Origin of the sequence: uncultured Rhodoblastus sp., from assembly GCF_903903185.1 — a bacterium.
Taxonomy (GTDB): Bacteria; Pseudomonadota; Alphaproteobacteria; order Rhizobiales; family Beijerinckiaceae; genus Rhodoblastus.
Map to the genome: position 1 here is coordinate 1 of NZ_CAIUXT010000182.1, position 18,948 is coordinate 18,948.

Here is an 18,948-nt window from a genome sequence, read left to right on the forward strand (position 1 = left end):
AAGTTCGCGCCGACGATCCGGACGCCGTCTTTCAGTCCCTTCTGCCTTTCCTCATTGTCGCTTTCGTCATTTTCATAATCTGGAGCAATCGTGGCGGCGGAAGCGGCGGCGGGCGAGGCAGGCGAGGCGGCGGCCCGTTCATCATCCTGCCCGGCCCGGGCTCTTTCGGCGGCGGCGGGGGCAACTTTGGCGGCGGCGGCTTTGGGGGCGGCGGAGGTTTTTCCGGCGGCGGCGGCTGGTCGGGCGGCGGCGGCGCATCGGGGGATTGGTGATGCGAGAGGCTTTGGACGAGGCGGCGATCGTCGCGGCGGTGCAGGCGGCGGAACGGCGGACCAGCGGGCAGATCGTCTGCGTCTTCGCGCGCCGTACCTGCGAACTCGGATTTCCCGCAACGCTCTATGCCGCGACCCTGGCGCTGATCGCGCCCTGGCCGCTTCTGGCCTTCACGCAATTGTCGGCGCAGCGTATTTTCGCCGTGCAGGCGGCGCTTTTCATCGTCGCTTTGCTGCTGTTGAACTGGACGTGGCTTGGACTGGCGCTGACCCCGCGCGGCTTGCAAAGGCGGCAGGCTTTCCGCGTCGCTGCGGAGCAGTTTTTCACCCTGGGGATGACCCGAACCCGCCATCGCACGGGCGTGCTGATCTTTGTTTCGATGGCCGAGCATTATGCCCGGATCATCGCGGATGACGGTCTCACCGGCAAAATCGCTGAGGCCGAATGGCGCGCGGCGATCGACGAAATGGTCGACTGGTTGCGAGTCGGCCGCGTCAACGAAGCCTTCATCCTCGCGGTCAACCGCACGGGCGAACTACTGGCGCGCGCGGCGCCGCCGGATGGCGGGGGCAATGATTTACCCGACCGCCTCGTCCGAATAGACTGATCAGGTTCCGCCGCGCAGGGCGGCGAGCAGTTTCTTGCCGGCCCTTCCGTCGCGCTTCAGGCCGTTTTTCTGCTCGTAGGCGGCGATGGCCTCGCGGGTCTTCGTCCCCATCACGCCGTCATGCTTGCCGCCAACATCATAGCCGCGCTGCTCCAGCCGGGCCTGCACTTCGCGGCGCTCGGCGCGCGTCAGGCCGGGATCGTCGGTCGGCCAAGGCGTAACAATGCCCGGGCCGCCCTTGAGCCGGTCCGACAGCACGCCAATGGCGAGGGCATAGGATTCTGCGGCATTATACGAATAGAAGGCGTCGAAATTGCGCGAGACGAGAAAAGCCGGACCTTGCGGCCCGGCGGGCAGCAACAGGCCATAGGCGCCGGATCCGGAAAGCGGCGAGCCGTCGATTCGTGTCAGGCCGCGCCCGGCCCAGACCGACAGGTCCTGTTTGCCGCCTCGACCCGATGGGCCCCGATAATTGGCCTGCAGTTTCACCTCGAAGCCCCAGGGCAGGCCGCTGACCCAACCCGCCTTGCGCAGGAAATTGGCGGTCGAGCCGAGCGCATCGGGAACCGAGCCGACGACATCGCGGCGCCCGTCGCCGTCCATATCGACCGCGAGGCTCAGAAAGGTCGAGGGCATGAACTGGGTATTGCCGAAGGCGCCCGCCCAGGAGCCCTTGAAATCCTCCAGCTTGACGTCGCCGCGATCGACGATCTTGAGCGCCGACATCAATTCGTGGCGAAAATAGTCCGAGCGGCGGTTGGGGATGCAGGCGAGAGTGGTCAACGACTGAATGACCGGACGCGAGCCGAAACTATTGCCGAAATCGGATTCGACGCCCCAGACCGCCACGACCGCCGCCGCATCGACCCCGAATCGATTCTGCGCCGCCATCGCCGCCTGGCGGTATTCGGCGAAACGCTGCTTTCCGTCGATCACCCGCTCGTCATCGACCAATCCGGAAAGATAATCCCAGATGGGGGTCGAAAATTCCGGCTGGACGCCGATAAAGCTCAACGCGTCATTGGGCTGGAGCCCGTCGAGGGCGCGCGCCAGAGTCGCCGCCGAGATCCCTTGAGCGGCGGCCTGCGCCTTGATCTGCTCCTTGCAGGAGTCGAAATCGGCGTGCGCGCCCGTGTGCATGACGAGAACAGCGGAGAGAGCGAGAATCCAAGTCTTCATGTCCCGATTCTATCGTGATTCTCGTCTCAACAGAATCGAAAAAGCTTCGACGGCTAAATCCAGGGCCGCTCATCGGCGAGCTTCGACTCGAATTCGGCGATTTTCGGCGCCTTGATCAGGGTCTGGCCGATATCGTCGAGACCTTCGAGCAGGCAAAGCTTGCGGTGCGGGTCGATGTCGAATTTGACCACGCCGCCGTCGGGACCACGAATTTCCTGGGCTTCGAGATCGACGGTCAGGGTGGCGTTGGCGCCCCGGCTGGCGTCGTCCATCAGTTTGGCGAGATTTTCCTTCGACACCTTGATCGGCAGGATGCCGTTCTTGAAGCAGTTGTTATAGAAAATATCGGCGAAACCGGTCGAGACGATCGCGCGCACGCCGAAATCGAGCAGGGCCCAGGGCGCGTGTTCGCGCGACGAGCCGCAGCCGAAATTATCTTCCGCCACCAGAATTGTCGCGTTGCGATAAGCAGGCTTGTTGAGCACGAAATCGGGATTTTCCGAGCCGTCGTCCTTGTAGCGCAGTTCCGAAAACAGCCCCTTGCCCAGTCCGGTGCGGGCAATCGTCTTCAGATATTGCTTGGGGATGATCATGTCGGTGTCGATGTTGGTGATCGGCAAAGGCGCGGCGACGCCGGTCAGTTTGGTAAATTTTTGCATTTTTTCAGGCCCAGGGATTTAGTGCGCCGGTCCGGCGGATCGGATTTTAGCTATCTTGGCGGTCGATTGTGGATCGATCAATGCGCCTCCTGTTCGATTCGCTCCATATCTTCATCGGAAAGGCCGAAATGATGACCGATCTCATGAACCAGGACATGGCGGACCAGATCGCCGAGCGTGTCTTCGCCTTCGGCCCAGACATCGAGGATCGGACGGCGATAAAGATGGATCATGTTCGGCAGCTCGCCGGTCTCTCCGCCCTCCCGCTGCGGCAGACCGCGTCCGCGAAACAGGCCGAGCAGTTCGAATTCGGATTCGGTTTCGAATTCGAGCAAAATCTCCTCGTCGGGAAAATCCTCGATCTGGATGACCAGATCCTCGCAGCAGCGCAGGAATCTCTTCGGCAGGCGGCGATAGGCCGCCTCGGCCAGAATCTCGAAATCCTCGAGCGACGGCGCCTTTCGCGCCGTCCAGTCGAGCGCGGGCGGTCTTGCGCTTGCCATCGTCGCTCCTTGCTTGCGACCCTGTTCCCAAAACCGGGAAACCGTTTGGATCGGGATATGCGGTTAAACAAACGCTTGAAGCCTTGCGATGTTTCCACACGACATGAAAAGGCTGGCGGGCGCCGTCAGTTTCCGGCCTTGACGGTCAGGGCGATTTTCGGCGGCCGGGCCAGGGTCTGGAACACCACGCAATAGCGTTCGGTCAATTTGGTCAGGGCGTCGATCCGCTCCTGCGGCTCAAGGCTGTCGAGATCGAAGAACAGCCGGATCTCGGTGAAGCCCACCGCCGCGTCCTTGGCGACGCCGAGCGTGCCGCGAAAGTCGAGATCGCCTTCCGCGCGCACCGTCCCGCCCGACAAGCGGAAATCGAGCGCCGTGGCGACCGCCTTCAGCGTCACCCCGGCGCAGGCGACCAGAGCTTCGAGCAGCATGTCGCCGGAACAGGCCTGAAGGCCGCTGCCGCCGGTCGCCGGATGCAATCCGGCCTCGATCATGGCGCGGGAGGTCGAGACCTTGCAGGCGAGGCCCTCGCCGGACAGATCGCCCTGCGCCTTGAGCGTGACGACGGCGGAGCGGCTGTCCGCCTTATATTTTTCCTTCAGTGGCGCCTGCAAGGCGCGCAAGGCTTCGGCATCCATCGGCTCTTTCCTCGATTGAGTCTCAGTGGAAGCTGCGCAGGTCGACGAAATGGCCGGCGACCGCCGCCGCCGCCGCCATGGCGGGCGAGACGAGGTGGGTGCGGCCTTTGAAACCCTGCCGGCCCTCGAAATTGCGATTCGAGGTCGAGGCGCAGCGTTCGCCCGGCGCGAGGCGGTCGGGATTCATCGCCAGACACATTGAGCAGCCCGGTTCGCGCCATTCGAACCCGGCGGCCAGGAAAATCTTGTCGAGACCTTCGGCTTCCGCCTGTTCCTTGACCAGACCCGAGCCGGGCACGACCATGGCGTTGACATGTCCGGCAACCTTGCGCCCTTCCGCGATTTTCGCGGCGGCGCGCAAATCCTCGATGCGGCCATTGGTGCAGGAGCCGATGAAGACGCGGTCGATCTTGATGTCGGTCGGCTTTTCGCCGCCCTTGAGCCCCATATAATCCAGCGAGCGCTGGATTTTCGCGCGCAAGGCCTCGCTCTGGCCCGCCTCGACGGCCGGCACGATTCCATCGATCGCCACCACATCCTCGGGGCTGGTGCCCCAGGTCAGCACCGGCGGCAGGTCGCCGGCGTCGAGTTCGACGATGGCGTCATATTGCGCGCCGGGATCGCTCCTGAGCTGCGACCAGTAATGCAGCGCCCGCTCCCAGGCTTCGCCTTTCGGCGCCTTCGGACGGCCCTGGAGATAGGCAAAAGTCTTTTCGTCGGGGGCGATCAGGCCGGCGCGCGCGCCGCCCTCGATCGACATATTGCAGACGGTCATGCGACCTTCCATCGACAGGGCTTCGATCGCCTCGCCGGCATATTCGATGACATAGCCGGTGCCGCCCGCCGTCCCGATCTTGCCGATGATCGCCAAAGCGATGTCCTTGGCGGTGACGCCTTCGCCAAGCTTGCCGCTGACCTTGACCAGCATGTTTTTGGCCTTGGACTGGATCAGCGTCTGGGTGGCGAGCACATGTTCGACTTCCGAGGTGCCGATGCCATGCGCCAGAGCGCCGAAGGCGCCGTGGGTAGAGGTGTGGCTGTCGCCGCAGACGATGGTCGCGCCGGGAAGGGTAAAACCCTGTTCCGGTCCGATGATGTGGACGACGCCCTGGCGGCGGTCGTGCTGGTCGAAATATTCGACGCCGAAATCATGGGCGTTGATCGCCAGTTGCTCGACCTGCGCCCGGCTTTCGGGATCCTCGATCGGCTGGGAACGGTCGGTGGTCGGCACATTGTGATCGACCACGGCCAGCGTCTTTTCCGGCGCGTGAACTTTTCGGCGGGCGAGGCGGAGCCCTTCGAAGGCCTGCGGGCTGGTTACTTCATGGACCAGATGGCGGTCGATATAGAGCAGGGCCGTGCCGTCGGGCTGGATGTCCACGACATGTTCGTCCCAGATCTTGTCGTAAAGCGTGCGTGGCTTGCCGGAGGTCCCAACCATGTTCTTCATCCCCGTCGCGGTCTTGGGCCCGACATCGCCGCACCCGTCTGCACTTTGACGAAACAGAGCTCAATGACGAAATAGAGCGAGCGCGCTTCCGCGCAAGGGCGGCGGCGCCGGTTTACGTCCTCGGCCCCTGTCCAGAGCCGATCGTATCGAGCGCGCAAACGCAAAAAGGCCGGCGCGGCGGCCAGCCTTCGCGAGAATCGGCGCGAATATTGGCCCGCTCAGGCTTTTGGCGCGGCTTTCGCCGCCTTGGCCTTGGTGTCTGTGCGTTCGGCGATGCGAGCGGACTTGCCGCGGCGGTCGCGCAGGTAATAGAGCTTGGCGCGCCGCACCTTGCCGCGACGCACGACCTTGATGGAATCGATGAGCGGGCCATAGACCGGGAAGACGCGCTCCACGCCCTCGCCATAGGAAATCTTGCGAACCGTGAAGCTCTCGTTAAGGCCGCCGCCATTGCGGGCGATCACCACGCCTTCATAGGCCTGCACGCGGGTCCGCTCGCCTTCCTTCACCTTGACATTGACGATCACGGTGTCGCCGGGGGCGAATTCCGGAATGGTCTTGTTGGCGGTAAGCCGGGCGATCTGCTCGGCGTCGAGCTGTTCGATAATACTGGGCATCTTGTCTCCGTTTCGCCTTGCGGCGAGCGTTTCGGAACGCTGTTGTGAATTGGCGCCCGCTTCCCCAAAAGGTTTCCCTCAATTGGGCCGGGCGCAACTGACTTCCCTCCCAAATTCCAAGAATTCAGGCAGGACGCGTCCCATTACAGACTTTCGCGCGCTTTGTCGAGCCAAGCCGCCATCGAACGACGCCGCAGCTTTCAGAACGGGCGGATTTCGGCCGCAGCGCGCTTGGGGCCCGGATCGTCGGGGGGCGAGGGCTGCGGAAAGATCACCGGTTGCGCCGTCGTCGGCTGGCGCTGCGGGCTCTGCATATTTGAAGCGTTTGGCGGCGCCGGTTCCGCGCTGGCTCCTGGCAGGATTTCGGCTGGCGGAGTTTCAATTTTCGCGGCCTCCAGTTGCGGCGTTTCCGTCGGAACCGTCCCGGCCGCCGAAAGCGCCGGCGGCGGCGCGAAGTCCGGCGCGGGCTCTACCACCGGGCCGGACAAGGCTTCCCGGGGTTGAACCCAGCTAAAGGCGTCGAGCTTGCCGGTCACCGGCGATACCGGCGCCCATTTTCTCGACCAATGGCCGTCGGCGACCCAGGCGGCGTCGCGCGGCGCGCGCGATCCGCGCGACAGCCATTCGCGCACCAGACCCTCGGCATCTTTTTCGCGATGTTCGATTTCTGCCATGATCAGGCACATGCGGCTGGTGGGCTGCTTGCCTTCGGCGATCAGCGGGGACATGGCGGCGCGCGCCGCGGCGAAATCGCGGGCTCCGAGCGCCGCCTGCGCGAGCATGATCGCGCTTTCGGGTTCACCGGGGGCGAATTTGGCGAGTCTCCTGGCGCGGTCAAGCCGGTCGCCCGACGAATCGCCGGGGCGCACATCGATATAGACCTCGGCAAGATCGGGATGCGCGGTCCTCGCATAGGCCGATTCGATCAGCTTTGCGGCGCCGCGCCTGTCGCCCCTGCGCGCCAGCAGCCGAGCCAGCAGAGCCGTCGCCGGCACGAGCTCGGGCGCCTTCTTCACCGCCGCGCGCAGCAGCTTGGCGGCGCGTTCGGGATCGCTCAGCTCGCATTCCATCGCGATGGCGGTGTCGAGCACCGCCTTTTGCCGTCTGGCGGCGACGGGATCGAGGATTTTCGCGCGCAGATTCTGTTCGAGGCAGAGGCGCGCCGCCTCCCAGTCGCCTTTCGCGGTATGGCGGTCGAACACCGCTTGTCCGGACCAGGCCAGCGGCGTCAGCTTCTGCGCAGCGAGCGCGATTTCATGGGCGTCGTCGTGATCGCCATGGCGCAGGCTTTCGGCGTGCAATCCGCGCAGGCCGAGCAATTTGGTGTCGGGGCGCTCGGTCATGGCGCGGAAGATGCGTTCGGCGCCGGCGCGGTCGCCGGCGAGTTGCGCCGCCTGCGCCTCCAGAAGCAGGGTCAGCGGTTCGTGCGGCAGCAGCTTGCGCGCTTCCTGGCTCGCCTTCTGCGCCTTGCGGGCGTCGCCGACGCCGGCGGCGAGAATTCCGCGCGTCAGCGCCTCATGGCCGCGCTGACGCTTTCGGGCGCGCGTCGTCAGCGAAACCAGACCCGGAAGGCCAAACAAAAAGCGCACCAAGCCCCAGCCGAAGATGGCGCCGAGGGCGATGACGCTGAGCCCGACCACCGGCGAAGTGTCAATGTGATAGCCAAACCACGTCATGGTCAGCGAACCCGGTTGTTCGACCAGGATTCCCAGGCCCAGCGCGGCGGCGGCGATCACAAACAGAAAGATCAGAATACGGACCATCGGCGGGCTCTCGTTCGGATGTGCGGCGCAGGCGTGTTTCGATCCCGGCGGCCTTGCGCCGCCGGGAAGCGCGTTTTTTAAGACTTGCTCTTGTTCAAGCCTTGCAGCGCCGCGGCCAGTTCGGCCCTGGCGGCCAGTTCGGCGTCGAGATGGGCTTGCGCGCTGGCGGCCCAGCCGGCGGTGATCGCGAGCGCCGGCGCGGGCAATTGCGCCCGCTCCGCCAGAGCGGCGGCGATATCGCCGCGCGCCAGACTTTTGTCGATCCGCCCGACGCGAATCGACGTCTCGTCCCGGTCGGGCGCGTCGGCGGGGCGAATCCGCACCAGTTTTTCGGTGCGGGTCTGAAGGAAGGTCAGGACGGCGTCCCCGACATTGCGCGGCGCTTTTTCCTGCGGCGGCTGCGGCGCCGGTGGGGCCACCGCGGCGAGAATTTTCGCCTGTAAAGCGGCGAAATCCTTGGCCAGTCCCTCCGCGTTGGGCGTCGAGAGTCCGGCGCGCAGACGCGCCAGGCGGTCGGGATCGCCGCCCAGATTCTCCAGCGCCGAAAGCATGGGTGCGTAATCGTCGCCGAGCCGGATCGCCGCCAAAAGGCTCTGCGCCGCGACGATCCGCGCGGCAAAATCACTGGCGCTGGCGGGGAGGGCATTGGCCGACCCGGCGTTGGAGGACCCGACTTGCCGTTCCGCCAGAGGGGCCCGCGATTCGCTCTTGGGCGCCGCCAACTGTCCCTCAAGCGCCTGCAATCGCGCCGTGACCTGATCCAGGGCGGCCTGGGTTGCGGCGAGGCGGGCGGTTACTTCGGCGAGCGCCTTTTCGGTCTCCGGCGCGGCTACCGTCCTGACGGGTTCGGGCGGCGCTTCGACGGTTTTGGCTTCGACAGGCTTGCTTTCGACAGGCTTGGCCTCGTCAGCATTGGCTTCGACAGGCTTTACGTCAGCAGGCCTGGCCTCGACCGCTTCGTTCTTCGCCGGCGCCGTCGGTTCAGGCTCGGGCGGCGCTTCGTCTGTTTTCGACAGATCGGCCGTCGGCGGGTCAACTTGCGACAGGTCGGCTTTTGGAGCTTCGACGGCGGGTAGCGCGACGGCGGGCGCCTCGACCGGGGCGGCGGCTAAGGCTGTCGCGACAAAAGGCGCATTGACCGGCGCGGGTTCGACGCGCCGGGGTGCGGCGGCGACCGCAAACGGGTTGGACGGCGGTTGGCGGGAGGACCATTCGGTCCCGGCATAAAAACCGGCGCCGCCGAGGACGCCGACGCCGGCCGCGGCGGCGAGCAGCCGCCGGACGAAATTCTTGCGCGGGGTTCCGCCGGGGGCCGCATCGGGTTTTTCGTTTTGTGGTTCGTCAACGGCAACCGTTGGCGGCTGCGGTGGTTCAGAGGTCGCCGAGGCCGGAACCTCGGCGGCTTCACCCTCGATAATCGGGGCCGTGCGTGCGCGCGCGTACAGGGGATCCGCCCCCGAACCGGGCGCCGCGCCGTTTTCGCTGTGCCCGTTCTCCTGGTCGCTCATGCCGAATCCCCTGTGGCCACGCCACATTATATAACTTTTGCGCGCTTCTAGAAAACCCGCATTTGGGGAATCGACAGCGATCAGGCGCCGGCCGCGATCGCCTCGGCAATGGCGACGGTGCGCCGCGCCATGTCGGCGTGAAGCCGCTCGACCATCTTGCCGTCGATCTGCAGCGCGCCCTTGGCGGCGTTTTCCGGCAGGTCGAACACCTCGATGATCCGGCGCGCGAAGTCGATTTCCGCTTCGGCGGGAGCAAAGACCTCGTTGCAGATCGCCACCTGATTGGGATGGATCAGAGTCTTGCCGTCCATGCCGAAATCCCGGCCCTGTTCGCATTCGGCGCGAAACCCCGCCTCGTCGGAAAAATCGTTAAAAACGCCGTCGATGATCTCGATGTCATGAGCGCGGGCGGCGGCGACGCAGATCGAGAGATAGGCGAGCATGGTAGGGCGGCCCGGCGTCAACCGCGCCCGCGTCTCCTTGGCGATGTCGTTTGTTCCCATCACCAGCACCGTCAGGCGCGAGTGGGGATCGAGCGCCGTGCGCAGGATCGAATCGGCGTTGAGAATGGCGACCGGCGTCTCCATCATCGCCCAGATGCGGGTGTGTTCCGGCGCGCCGGCGTCGCGCAGCGCCTTGGCGGTCAACATAATATCGCCGGGCGAAGAGACTTTGGGCACGAGAATGGCGTCGGGACCGGCTTGCGCGGCGGCGACCAGATCGTCGTGGCCCCAGGGCGTGTGGGCGCCATTGATGCGGATGACCACTTCGCGGCGGCCGAAACCGCCCGCCTTGACCGCCGCGGCGACCTGTTCACGGGCGACTGCCTTGGCGTCCGGCGCGACCGCGTCTTCAAGATCGAGAATCAGCGCGTCTGCGGCGATGGTCTTGGCCTTTTCCAGCGCCCGGGCGTTCGAGCCGGGCATATAGAGGACGCTGCGGCGGGGGCGTAAGCTGGTCATGGAGTCTCCCAAACGTGGATTTATGTCCTTGTTGCGCGGCACCATAATGTCTTCCCGGACTTCACGCCATTGTCATTTTCAATATTGGCAAACGCCTTGCGCGTCAGAGGCGTCCCGGTCGCCACCCCGCCCCGGCCATGCCCGTCGCGGTAAAAAAATTCTCTCGCCCAAGCGCCGTCGGGCGAGGCTGGACGCCGGTCGTTCGGCGCGCGCCGGCCGCAATCGCTCTCAGGCATAAGATTCTATGGAAGGATTGCCCATCCCGCCGCGTTGCGGCAAAAGAGAATAGGTTTCGCGCGTTGGCGTTCGACCTGGCAGGCCATGGGAACGCGGACCAGATGAGCGAAACCAATTTTCCGAACCGGCTCACCGAGGGGTACGAGAATTTTCTCTCCGGACGTTTCAGCCGTGAACGCGAAAGATTCGAGGAACTGGCCGAAAAAGGCCAGAATCCTCAGGTTCTGCTGATCGGCTGCTGCGACTCGCGGGTTTCGCCCGAATTGATCTTCGACGCCGGGCCTGGCGAAATGTTCGTCTTACGCAACGTCGCCAATCTCGTGCCGCCCTATCAGCCCAATGACGATTACCACGGCACCTCGGCGGCGATCGAATTTGCGGTCATGGGCCTGAAGGTCAAGCATATTGTGGTGATGGGCCACGCCCGTTGCAGCGGCGTCAAAGCCTATGCCGACCTGCAACACGATCCCTACATACGACCTCTGGCGCCCGGAGATTTCATCGGCGGCTGGATCAAACTGATGGGGCCGGCGGCGGAAAACCTCGGGACGCCGACCGAACCCCTGCAAGCATGGTCGGAACGGCTGGCGCTGCAATCGGTGCATCAAAGCATCCGCAATCTGCGCAGCTTTCCCTATATCGGCACGCTGGAGGCGCGCGGTTGGCTCAGCCTCCACGGCGCTTATTTCGGTGTGGCCGGCGGCGAATTGCTGGCGCTCGACGAAGCCGACGGCGCTTTCCGCCAGGTTTCGCCGAAAGCCCACCGCGACGCTCTGGGAAAGGCGCCGCGATTTTGAATTCCGGCGGATTGGCGAGGCCTGAGCGCCGCCCTTGCATCCGAAAATCTCAAGCCGCGGCGCGGTCCTTGGCCTCGGATGGGGCCGGCGCCTTGGGCTCTTCTTCGATCCGGATGGTTTGCGCGTAACGCACGATCAGATACATCACGCCGAGCAGAACCGCCGCCGCGACCCAGAGCAGAAACTCTTCGGGGCTTGGCAGCGTCGATTGCACCGGCATGGTGATGATCTTGCGCAGGATGACGACGATGGCGACTTCGACAAACGTATCGACCGTCAGTTGGTGGCCGCGCATATAGCCGATTTCGGCCGTGATCAGCGCCGAAACCGTCCACAGCAGCATCAAGGTGCCGAGGCCATGCAGAAAGCCCTGCGACAGATTGTCGTTGCGCAGCGCGAAAATGACATCGACCGTGAAAAGCCAGGTGAACAGCAGCACCGAGGCGCCCAGCGCAAGCCCAAGGATCAGATGGGCGAAATCGTTGAGCCAGGCCATCAGATTGAGGGCGAAGGCGTTGAACGGGCGCAAGTCCGTGTTCCGCTTCAGCTCGCCCGCGAGATCGCCATGCGCTTTTTTCATGCTATTCCCCGTCGAGCGCCGCGAAGCAGGACATTTCGACGAAATGAAGGAGCCGGAGCGGCGTCCGCTCCGGCCTCGATTTGCCTTCTCACGCCGCCCTTTGCTTGGGCGCCAGCAATTTTCGGTTGATCAGCGCCTCGGCGATCTGCACCGCGTTGAGCGCCGCGCCCTTGCGCAGATTGTCCGACACGCACCAGAAGGCGAGACCGTTCTCGACCGTGGCGTCCTCGCGAATGCGCGATATATAGGTGGCGTCTTCGCCCGCCGCCTCATGCGGCGTGATGTAGCCCCCCGGTTCGTGCTTGTCGATGACCAGAATGCCGGGCGACTCGCGCAAAATCTTGCGCGCTTCGTCCGCCGTCACCGGCTTTTCACATTCGATATTGACGCTTTCGGAATGCGAGATGAACACCGGCACGCGCACGCAGGTCGCGGTCAGCTTGATCTTGGGGTCGAGAATCTTTTTCGTCTCGGCCATCATCTTCCATTCTTCCTTGGTGAAGCCGTCTTCCATGAAGACGTCGATATGCGGGATCAGATTGAAGGCGATGCGCTTGGGGAACTTCTTGCTCTCGACTTGATCGGAGACGAACACCGCGCGGGTCTGGGCGAACAATTCGTCCATGCCCTCCTTGCCGGCGCCCGAGACCGACTGATAGGTCGAGACGACCACGCGCTTGACGACGAAACGGTCGTGCAGCGGCTTGAGCGCCACCACCAGCTGGGCGGTCGAACAGTTGGGATTGGCGACGATGTTGCGCTTGCGGAAATTTTTGAGCGCGTCGGCGTTGACCTCGGGCACCACCAGAGGCACGTCGGAATCATAGCGCCAGGCCGAGGAATTATCGATCACAACGCAATTCTGCGCGGCGATGCGCGGCGACCATTCCTTTGAAATGGTTCCGCCGGCCGACATCAGGGCGATATCGCAATCGGAAAAATCGAACGTGTCGAGATGCCGGCATTTGAGGATTTTGTCGCCATAGGACACTTCCGTGCCGATCGAGCGCGACGAAGCCAGCGCGACGACCTCGTCGGCCGGAAACTGGCGCTCGGCAAGAATATCCAGCATTTCGCGGCCCACATTGCCCGTGGCGCCGACGACAGCGACCTTGTAACCCATGCTGCTCTCCAAAATTTCAAGAGCGAATGCCTATAACAAGCATGCGCTTTGGGCAATGCGCAATGCGCCTTCGCCACCGCAGCGCTCAGGCCTGCTTGACCTTGACCTCGGCCTCGACCCGGAGTTGCGCGTCCTCGCGCCGGCGTCGAGTCAGGCGCACGGTTTCGTCGATCTGTTCGGTCCAGCCACAAGCGGTCAGCAAAGCGCGCATGTGGGGCGGGATGCAGGCCTCGACCTCCACCGGCGGCTTGTTTTTCGAGATCGGAATGGCGATCGCCCGCGCATGAAGATGCAGAATTTCGTCGCCAAAACGCCCGGAGCCATAGATCGGATCGCCAAAAATGGGAAAATCCAGCGCCGCGCAATGGACGCGCAATTGATGGGTGCGCCCGGTCAAAGGTTTGAGCGCCAGCCAGCTGATGGGCGCGCCGGTCGCGTCGTGTCCCCGGCCAAGCACCTGCCAGCGCGTTTGCGACGGCTGGCCCTGGGGATCGACCTTCATCCACCAGCCGCGCGTCGCGTCTAGCCGTCCGAGCGGCAGGTCGATCAGCCCCTGCATTTGCGCGGGGCCGCCCTCGACCACGGCCCAGTAGGTCTTGTCGATGCGGCCCTGTTTGAACAGCAGCATCAGCTTTTCCAGCGCCTTGCGATGGCGCCCGAGCACGAGGCAGCCCGACGTGTCCTTGTCCAGCCGATGCGCCAGCGACGGGCTGCGCGGCAGGCCGAAACGCAGAGCGCCGAAAAAATCCTCAAAGCTTTCGCCGCCTTTGGGGCCGCGATGCACGGCGAGGCCGGCCGGCTTGTCCAGCACCAGCATCAGCCCGTCGCGATAGAGCAGGCGCGCACAAATCTCTTCCGGCGTCATGCGGGACAGGCTATCGAAGAGCGGCGCGGATTTTCAATGAGCGGCGGCATAGCCGCTTATGGCAAAATCTGCGGCTTTTTAGAAGGGCGGCTTCGCCCGGCCGGATCGAGCGGATATTTGGCGCATGAACGCAGAATCGAAAGACAAGGCGGAAAAAACCGGATTTGTGGCCCGCCTGTTCAAGCTCCGCCATGCCGACGAGGCGTTTTGGGAGCCGGCGCCGGAAACCCTGCCTGAACCCCCGCCGCCGCTCGCCGAATTTTCGCCGCCGCCTGTCGAACTTGTGCCGGAGCCGGTTGAACCCGCGTCGCCGCTCGAAAGCGCGCCCGCGACGGCCGAGACCCCGCCGCCGGTCGAAACCGTGTTTGAAACGCCGACGCCGGAACCCGTTTTCACGCCGGAGCCGGCGGCCCAGGCCGAAGCCAGGTCGCCGGAACCGCCGATCGCTCCGGCGCCAACGCCGGTTGAAGCCGCGCCGCCGCCAGTTGAAAGCGCGCCCGCGACGGTCGAGGCCCCGCCGCCGGTCGAAACCGACTTCGCAACGCCGTCGCCCGAACCCGTTTTCGCGCCAGAGCCAGAGCCAGAGGCGGCGCCGGCGCCTGTGGCCGAAGCCGTTTTCGAGCCGCCACCGCCTGCGCCGTCGCCCGCGCCGCCGGTCGTCGAACCCGAACCGCCGTCGCTAAGGCCGAGTTGGTGGTCGCGGCTGCGGCAGGGTCTGGCGCGATCCTCTTCCTCCATCGGCCAGGGCGTCGCCGATATTTTCACCAAGCGCAAACTTTCCGCCGACATGCTGGAGGATCTGGAGGATGTGCTGGTGCGCGCCGATCTCGGCGTCGCCGCGGCGACCCGCATCGCCGCTCTCGTCGGCAAGGGCCGCTATGACAAGCAGATCGCGCCCGAGGACGTGCGCGCCATTCTCGCCGACGAAATCGAGCGCGTTCTGGCGCCGGCGGCGCGACCGCTCGAAGTCGATGGCGGCAAAAAGCCCTTCGTCATTCTCGTCGTCGGCGTCAATGGCTCCGGCAAAACCACGACCATCGGCAAGCTGGCGGCGAAATTCAGCGCGGAGGGCAAAAGCCTGATGCTCGCCGCTGGCGACACGTTTCGCGCCGCCGCTGTCGAACAATTGCGCATCTGGGGCGCCCGGATGAACGTCCCGGTGATCGCGCGCGAACCCGGCGCCGACGCCGCCGGCCTCGCCTTCGATGCGATTCATGCGGCGCGGGAGCAGAATGTGGATATTCTGCTCATGGATACGGCGGGCCGGCTGCAAAACCGCACCGAACTGATGGCCGAACTGGAAAAAATCATTCGGGTGATGAAAAAGGTCGATACGCAGGCGCCCCATGCGGTGCTGCTGGTGCTCGACGCCACGGTCGGCCAGAACGCGTTGAACCAGGTCGAGATTTTTGGCAAGGTCGCGGGCGTGACGGGTCTGGTCATGACCAAGCTCGACGGCACGGCGCGTGGCGGCATATTGGTCGCGATCGCTGAAAAATTCGGGCTGCCGGTTCATTTCATCGGCGTCGGCGAACAGGCCGACGACCTCGAACCTTTCACCGCCCGCGATTTCGCCCGGGCCATCGCCGGATTCGAAGACTGAACCTGTTCCCGAACAGCTGCGGCGTTTTCGCACGGGCACTGGTTTCAAAAGCGCTTCGGCGCGACGGACAGGAATTTTTCATGACCTCGGCAAACGGACCTAAAAAGGTCAATCCCGTTCTGAAACTGGTGCTGGAAATGGGGCCGCTGGTTCTGTTTTTCCTCGCCAATTCGAAGCCGGCCTTGTTTCACTGGCTGGTCGGGGGCCTGTTGCCGGAAAACCTGCCGGCGGAAAAAGCGACCATGCTCACCTCGACCGGCGTGCTGATGGCCGCCGTCGTCGCCGCCCTGGTCGCCTCATGGGTGCTGACGAAACATCTGCCGATCATGCCGGTGGTGACGGCCATAGCCGTGCTGTTTTTCGGCGGCCTGACGTTCTTTTTTCAGGACAAGACCTTCATCCAGATCAAGCCGACCATCGTGAACGGCCTTTTCGGCGCGGTTTTGCTCGGCGCGCTGGCCTTTGGCAAACTGCTGCTGCCGGTCGCGCTCGACAGCGTGTTGCACCTCGACGAAGAGGGCTGGCGCAAGCTGACGCTCCGATGGGGCCTGTTTTTCTTCGTGCTGGCGGGCCTCAACGAATTCGTGCGGCTAACCCAGAGCTGGGACTTTTGGGCCGGTTTCAAAAGTTTCGGGATCATGCCGCTGACAGTGATTTTCGCCCTGTCCCAGACGCCGCTGATCATGAAGCACGAGATCAAGCCGGAGGCGGACCCGGAGCATTTTTGAGAGTGGGTCAGAATAGGAGAGCGAACGATTGGAAAAATTATTGATTTCGAATCAATAGGTTAACTCAATCCTGAATTTGCAATCCGGCAAGCTTTACGTTGCGCGACGCCATTCGCATCGCCGGCGATTTTGCATTTTGCAATCTCGGACGCGAGGGAGTTAAAAAAAATATCAATAAAATCAATATGTTAGGTGAATTTCATTGGTTTCAGCCTCCTGGCCCCAGCCTTGCGATAGAGAGCGCACAGGTTCCGCGGGGCGGAACGGATCCAAAAAAGGATTTGGAACGATGAAATTATCCAATCGGACTTTGTTGGCTGGGTTGATCGTTGCGATGGTGAGCGCTTCAGGCGTGGCCCAGGCGACGGTCATGCTCGACGGCGTGTACACTGAAATCGCTGACAACTCTGGCGTTGCGCCGATGGAAGCCAACGCGGGCCTCGGCGCCTCGGCGACCTTGCCGGAACTTCCGAGCTGGGCCCTGGTGCTCCTTGGTTTCGCGGGCATGGGATATGCGGGCAATCACCAGGCGAAAAAGCGCCGCCAGGCCATCGCTTACTTCTGATTTCCGCCAATCGGCATTTTTTTAACAAGACCGCTCCATGGAGCGGTCTTTTTGTTGATTACGGTCGCCGCTGTTTTTGCGGCGCGAGATCCAGCCGGAGGCCGGGCAGGAAAATTCTCGATTCAACTCAAGCCATGGTCTTGGACGGTTCGGCGAGTACATCTAAGATTTCGTCGCATCGTGCGAGCCCCGCCCAGTTGAGCCGGAAAGGGGCCGCACGATCAGGCGCAGCCGGTCAGGCGACGGCGCGGGCGCGCTTCGCGAGGGATCCCGCGACGGCCAGCCCCGCAAACCCCACCAGCATCATCGCCCAGGTCGACAGCTCCGGCACTGCCGTGACGCCGTAACTAAAGCTGACAGTGTAGACCTCACGGAAGTTGAGCGGCGTCGGGGTGACACTCATCAAATATTCGCCGCTCTGCAACGTCGCGCCACTGGCGGCCGCATAGTAGCTGGCGTCGACCGTCGCGCCGTCGACCGTGAAGATCCAATAGCCTACGTCGTATAGGCTCTCGAGCAGGACGTCTTGCGTCCGGCCATATTGCTCGGCGTTGGTCTTGCCCCCGTTCAGGTTGGGGGCCGTGCCGGCCGGGACATAGAATTTGTTGCTGTCGGAGCCAGAGATGATCTGGGTGACGGTGGTCGCGCCGTCCGGGCTCGTCACCCGGTCGAGTTGCATCATGTGGTCGTGGCCGCCGATATAGGCATCGACCTTGTTCTGGGCGAGAATCTGGAAGAACGTATTCTGAACGGCAGGATTGGAGCTCGGATTGGCGCCGAACAGGTTGTCGACGTGGTTGCCGCCGATCAGGTTCTTGTGGCCGATCACGAAGCTGTTGGTGACGCCCGGGTCCGGATTGGTGGCGGTCGAGAGGGCGGCTCCCAGCCAGTTCAGCTGTGTGGCGACGTTGGTGCCCTTGAGGGGGTCCGCGTTGCCGGTGGGCGCGCCGGTGAACTGGTCGAGCATGACGATGCGGGTGTTGTTGTAGTCGAACGCGTAGCTGCCGGTGGCGGCGTTGACCACGAAATTGCCGGCGCCGAAGGTGTTGCCGGCGCCGGTCATCTGCGGGTAAAGGTTCTGAACGGCCAGCAGCGAAGCCGTCCCGTTGTTCGGCGCGTCATGATTGCCGCGCAGCGGGTAGAAGCCAATGCCGGCGCCATAGAGCGTTTGCGCGGCCTTGGCGCGGACAGCCTCGTTCGAGGCGCTGTAAGAGTCGACGAGGTCGCCGTCCTGGATGACGAATTTCACGCCGCTGTTGATGAATTGCTGGTTCACCTGATTGACGATGGATATCGCGGAGGTGCCGGGATTGTTCGCAAGGTCGGTGTTTCCAATCCACTGGGTGTCGGACATCAAGCCAAAGCTCCAGGTTGAAGCCTGAGCGTTGGCGGAGACCAGCAGTCCAAGGGCTGTCGCTCCGAGCAGGACGGTCCTGCTGGGCATGCTGCGAAATGACATATCGCGCCTCATATGTTCGATGCGGGGGCGGAGGCCGAGGCGATCGCGCGCCCCGTTCCGCCCAACATCCTGTTCACCCTCTTGCGAACAACGCATGACGTTCGATACAGGCCCCGCGCAAAAGTGTTCTCGAAATATGTAATTGTTCTAATTGTATATTTTAGCGATAGCAGGCGCCGACCGGCGCGAAGGCGAACTTCTTTGCGACAATTTGCCGCATCCAATGACCCAGCCCAATGGAGGCTGGGCCGCGGGCGCGAGTTGCTTCAGGCGACGGTGCGGCAATTGGCGACAAAGGCCGCGTAGTCGCGTTTCATCAAAGCAAAAAGCCGCCGGATGAAAATCCGGCGGCTTTTTGAATCGGTCATTGCGAGGAGCGAAGAGACGATGCAATCCTTCGTCACAGGCAGCCAGCGTGTGGACTGCTTCGCTCCGCTCGCAGCGATCCGCCTCGAAGGGAGGCGCGTGCATTTGAACCTTCACACCCGAGCCAACTGCCGCAGCACGCAATGCAGAATGCCTCCGTTCTTGTAATACTCGACCTCATCCGCGGTCTGGATGCGCGAGTTGAGGGGAACCTTCTTCACCGTTCCGTCGGCGAACGTGATTTCCGCTTCCAGTTTCTGGCGCGGCGCCAGATCGGTGAGTCCCTTGATCGACACCAGCTCGTCGCCCTTGAGCCCAAGAGTCTTCCAGCTTGCGCCTTCCTCAAAAGTCAGCGGCAGGACGCCCATGCCGACCAGGTTCGACCGGTGGATGCGCTCGAAGCTCTGGGCGATGACCGCGCGCACGCCCAAAAGATTGGCTCCCTTGGCCGCCCAGTCGCGCGACG

At 63.6% G+C, this 18,948-nt stretch carries 19 protein-coding genes and 2 pseudogenes; 7 read left to right on the forward strand and 14 right to left on the reverse strand.

All coding sequences use genetic code 11. From position 1 onward, the window contains the following. Both QZY01_RS16555 and QZY01_RS16560 read left to right on the forward strand, forming a co-directional pair. Nucleotides 1–272: pseudogene (locus QZY01_RS16555) on the forward strand (hypothetical protein); the annotation flags it as partial. Beyond that, nucleotides 272–880 (forward strand): TPM domain-containing protein, encoded by a 609-nt coding sequence (locus QZY01_RS16560; protein ID WP_294539268.1) that lies wholly within the window; start codon nucleotides 272–274, stop codon nucleotides 878–880. The pseudogene QZY01_RS16555 and the gene QZY01_RS16560, both read left to right, overlap by 1 nt. On the opposite strand, the gene QZY01_RS16565 is transcribed toward QZY01_RS16560, so the two are convergent. The 9 genes from QZY01_RS16565 to QZY01_RS16605 all read right to left on the reverse strand — a co-directional run bounded on the left by QZY01_RS16565 (nucleotide 881) and on the right by QZY01_RS16605 (nucleotide 10,159). Next, nucleotides 881–2,059: a lytic murein transglycosylase gene (locus QZY01_RS16565; protein ID WP_294539271.1), complete on the reverse strand. Its 1,179-nt coding sequence runs from the start codon at nucleotides 2,057–2,059 to the stop codon at nucleotides 881–883. Nucleotides 2,060–2,112: 53 nt separating this feature from the next. Beyond that, on the reverse strand, nucleotides 2,113–2,718 hold the full coding sequence (gene leuD / locus QZY01_RS16570) for a 3-isopropylmalate dehydratase small subunit (protein ID WP_294539274.1): 606 nt from the start codon (nucleotides 2,716–2,718) through the stop codon (nucleotides 2,113–2,115). Nucleotides 2,719–2,795: 77 nt separating this feature from the next. After that, entirely contained in the window at nucleotides 2,796–3,221 is a 426-nt protein-coding gene (locus QZY01_RS16575) for a metallopeptidase family protein (RefSeq protein WP_294539277.1), read from the reverse strand. Between the two features lie 125 nt (nucleotides 3,222–3,346). After that, complete coding sequence (locus QZY01_RS16580; protein WP_294539280.1) at nucleotides 3,347–3,859, reverse strand: OsmC family protein; 513 nt, start codon at nucleotides 3,857–3,859, stop codon at nucleotides 3,347–3,349. A 22-nt stretch (nucleotides 3,860–3,881) separates the two neighbouring features. Then, entirely contained in the window at nucleotides 3,882–5,300 is a 1,419-nt protein-coding gene (leuC, locus tag QZY01_RS16585) for a 3-isopropylmalate dehydratase large subunit (RefSeq protein WP_294539283.1), read from the reverse strand. Between the two features lie 227 nt (nucleotides 5,301–5,527). Next, nucleotides 5,528–5,926, reverse strand: coding sequence for a 50S ribosomal protein L19 (rplS, locus tag QZY01_RS16590; RefSeq protein ID WP_294539286.1), 399 nt, complete (start codon nucleotides 5,924–5,926; stop codon nucleotides 5,528–5,530). Nucleotides 5,927–6,126: 200 nt separating this feature from the next. Then, nucleotides 6,127–7,689 (reverse strand): heme biosynthesis HemY N-terminal domain-containing protein, encoded by a 1,563-nt coding sequence (locus tag QZY01_RS16595; RefSeq protein WP_294539290.1) that lies wholly within the window; start codon nucleotides 7,687–7,689, stop codon nucleotides 6,127–6,129. 77 nt (nucleotides 7,690–7,766) lie between these two features. After that, entirely contained in the window at nucleotides 7,767–9,197 is a 1,431-nt protein-coding gene (locus QZY01_RS16600; protein ID WP_294539293.1) for a hypothetical protein, read from the reverse strand. 80 nt (nucleotides 9,198–9,277) lie between these two features. Continuing rightward, entirely contained in the window at nucleotides 9,278–10,159 is an 882-nt protein-coding gene (locus tag QZY01_RS16605) for a CoA ester lyase (RefSeq protein ID WP_294539296.1), read from the reverse strand. A gap of 338 nt (nucleotides 10,160–10,497) precedes the next feature. On the opposite strand from QZY01_RS16605, the gene QZY01_RS16610 reads away from it, so the two are divergent. Then, nucleotides 10,498–11,193, forward strand: a complete 696-nt coding sequence (locus QZY01_RS16610; protein ID WP_294539299.1) for a carbonic anhydrase — start codon at nucleotides 10,498–10,500, stop codon at nucleotides 11,191–11,193. 49 nt (nucleotides 11,194–11,242) lie between these two features. Here QZY01_RS16610 and QZY01_RS16615 read toward each other — a convergent pair whose 3' ends face one another. The 3 genes from QZY01_RS16615 to QZY01_RS16625 all read right to left on the reverse strand — a co-directional run bounded on the left by QZY01_RS16615 (nucleotide 11,243) and on the right by QZY01_RS16625 (nucleotide 13,761). After that, entirely contained in the window at nucleotides 11,243–11,773 is a 531-nt protein-coding gene (locus QZY01_RS16615) for a phosphate-starvation-inducible PsiE family protein (RefSeq protein WP_294539302.1), read from the reverse strand. An 88-nt stretch (nucleotides 11,774–11,861) separates the two neighbouring features. Then, a complete protein-coding gene (locus QZY01_RS16620) occupies nucleotides 11,862–12,896 on the reverse strand; it encodes an aspartate-semialdehyde dehydrogenase (protein WP_294539305.1) in 1,035 nt (344 codons plus the stop codon). 85 nt (nucleotides 12,897–12,981) lie between these two features. Next, nucleotides 12,982–13,761, reverse strand: a complete 780-nt coding sequence (locus tag QZY01_RS16625; protein WP_294539308.1) for an RNA pseudouridine synthase — start codon at nucleotides 13,759–13,761, stop codon at nucleotides 12,982–12,984. Between the two features lie 124 nt (nucleotides 13,762–13,885). Between QZY01_RS16625 and ftsY the strand changes: the two genes are divergently transcribed. From ftsY to QZY01_RS16645, 4 genes are all read left to right on the forward strand, one after another. Next, complete coding sequence (gene ftsY, locus QZY01_RS16630) at nucleotides 13,886–15,364, forward strand: signal recognition particle-docking protein FtsY (protein WP_294539311.1); 1,479 nt, start codon at nucleotides 13,886–13,888, stop codon at nucleotides 15,362–15,364. A gap of 80 nt (nucleotides 15,365–15,444) precedes the next feature. Then, the gene (locus tag QZY01_RS16635) at nucleotides 15,445–16,092 is read left to right on the forward strand and encodes a septation protein A (RefSeq protein WP_294539313.1); all 648 of its coding nucleotides are present in this window, start codon (nucleotides 15,445–15,447) and stop codon (nucleotides 16,090–16,092) included. 98 nt (nucleotides 16,093–16,190) lie between these two features. After that, complete coding sequence (locus tag QZY01_RS16640; protein ID WP_294539316.1) at nucleotides 16,191–16,385, forward strand: hypothetical protein; 195 nt, start codon at nucleotides 16,191–16,193, stop codon at nucleotides 16,383–16,385. Beyond that, a complete protein-coding gene (locus tag QZY01_RS16645; RefSeq protein ID WP_294539319.1) occupies nucleotides 16,382–16,657 on the forward strand; it encodes a hypothetical protein in 276 nt (91 codons plus the stop codon). Before QZY01_RS16640 ends, QZY01_RS16645 begins: the two co-directional genes overlap by 4 nt. 235 nt (nucleotides 16,658–16,892) lie before the next feature. Here QZY01_RS16645 and QZY01_RS16650 read toward each other — a convergent pair whose 3' ends face one another. Both QZY01_RS16650 and QZY01_RS16655 read right to left on the reverse strand, forming a co-directional pair. Next, nucleotides 16,893–18,011: a metallophosphoesterase gene (locus tag QZY01_RS16650; protein WP_294539322.1), complete on the reverse strand. Its 1,119-nt coding sequence runs from the start codon at nucleotides 18,009–18,011 to the stop codon at nucleotides 16,893–16,895. Nucleotides 18,012–18,595: 584 nt separating this feature from the next. Beyond that, a pseudogene (locus QZY01_RS16655) lies at nucleotides 18,596–18,948 on the reverse strand (aconitate hydratase); the annotation flags it as partial.

Coding starts and splice junctions, on each gene's coding strand:
- QZY01_RS16625 (WP_294539308.1), bottom strand. CDS start 13,761: ATGACGCCGGAAGAGATTTGTGCGCGCCTGCTCTATCGCGACGGGCTG.
- QZY01_RS16600 (WP_294539293.1), bottom strand. CDS start 9,197: ATGAGCGACCAGGAGAACGGGCACAGCGAAAACGGCGCGGCGCCCGGT.
- QZY01_RS16575 (WP_294539277.1), bottom strand. CDS start 3,221: ATGGCAAGCGCAAGACCGCCCGCGCTCGACTGGACGGCGCGAAAGGCG.
- QZY01_RS16560 (WP_294539268.1), top strand. CDS start 272: ATGCGAGAGGCTTTGGACGAGGCGGCGATCGTCGCGGCGGTGCAGGCG.
- QZY01_RS16620 (WP_294539305.1), bottom strand. CDS start 12,896: ATGGGTTACAAGGTCGCTGTCGTCGGCGCCACGGGCAATGTGGGCCGC.
- QZY01_RS16605 (WP_294539296.1), bottom strand. CDS start 10,159: ATGACCAGCTTACGCCCCCGCCGCAGCGTCCTCTATATGCCCGGCTCG.
- ftsY (WP_294539311.1), top strand. CDS start 13,886: ATGAACGCAGAATCGAAAGACAAGGCGGAAAAAACCGGATTTGTGGCC.
- QZY01_RS16645 (WP_294539319.1), top strand. CDS start 16,382: ATGAAATTATCCAATCGGACTTTGTTGGCTGGGTTGATCGTTGCGATG.
- QZY01_RS16610 (WP_294539299.1), top strand. CDS start 10,498: ATGAGCGAAACCAATTTTCCGAACCGGCTCACCGAGGGGTACGAGAAT.
- rplS (WP_294539286.1), bottom strand. CDS start 5,926: ATGCCCAGTATTATCGAACAGCTCGACGCCGAGCAGATCGCCCGGCTT.
- QZY01_RS16635 (WP_294539313.1), top strand. CDS start 15,445: ATGACCTCGGCAAACGGACCTAAAAAGGTCAATCCCGTTCTGAAACTG.
- leuC (WP_294539283.1), bottom strand. CDS start 5,300: ATGGTTGGGACCTCCGGCAAGCCACGCACGCTTTACGACAAGATCTGG.
- QZY01_RS16615 (WP_294539302.1), bottom strand. CDS start 11,773: ATGAAAAAAGCGCATGGCGATCTCGCGGGCGAGCTGAAGCGGAACACG.
- QZY01_RS16580 (WP_294539280.1), bottom strand. CDS start 3,859: ATGGATGCCGAAGCCTTGCGCGCCTTGCAGGCGCCACTGAAGGAAAAA.
- QZY01_RS16595 (WP_294539290.1), bottom strand. CDS start 7,689: ATGGTCCGTATTCTGATCTTTCTGTTTGTGATCGCCGCCGCCGCGCTG.
- QZY01_RS16650 (WP_294539322.1), bottom strand. CDS start 18,011: ATGTCCGACACCCAGTGGATTGGAAACACCGACCTTGCGAACAATCCC.
- QZY01_RS16565 (WP_294539271.1), bottom strand. CDS start 2,059: ATGAAGACTTGGATTCTCGCTCTCTCCGCTGTTCTCGTCATGCACACG.
- leuD (WP_294539274.1), bottom strand. CDS start 2,718: ATGCAAAAATTTACCAAACTGACCGGCGTCGCCGCGCCTTTGCCGATC.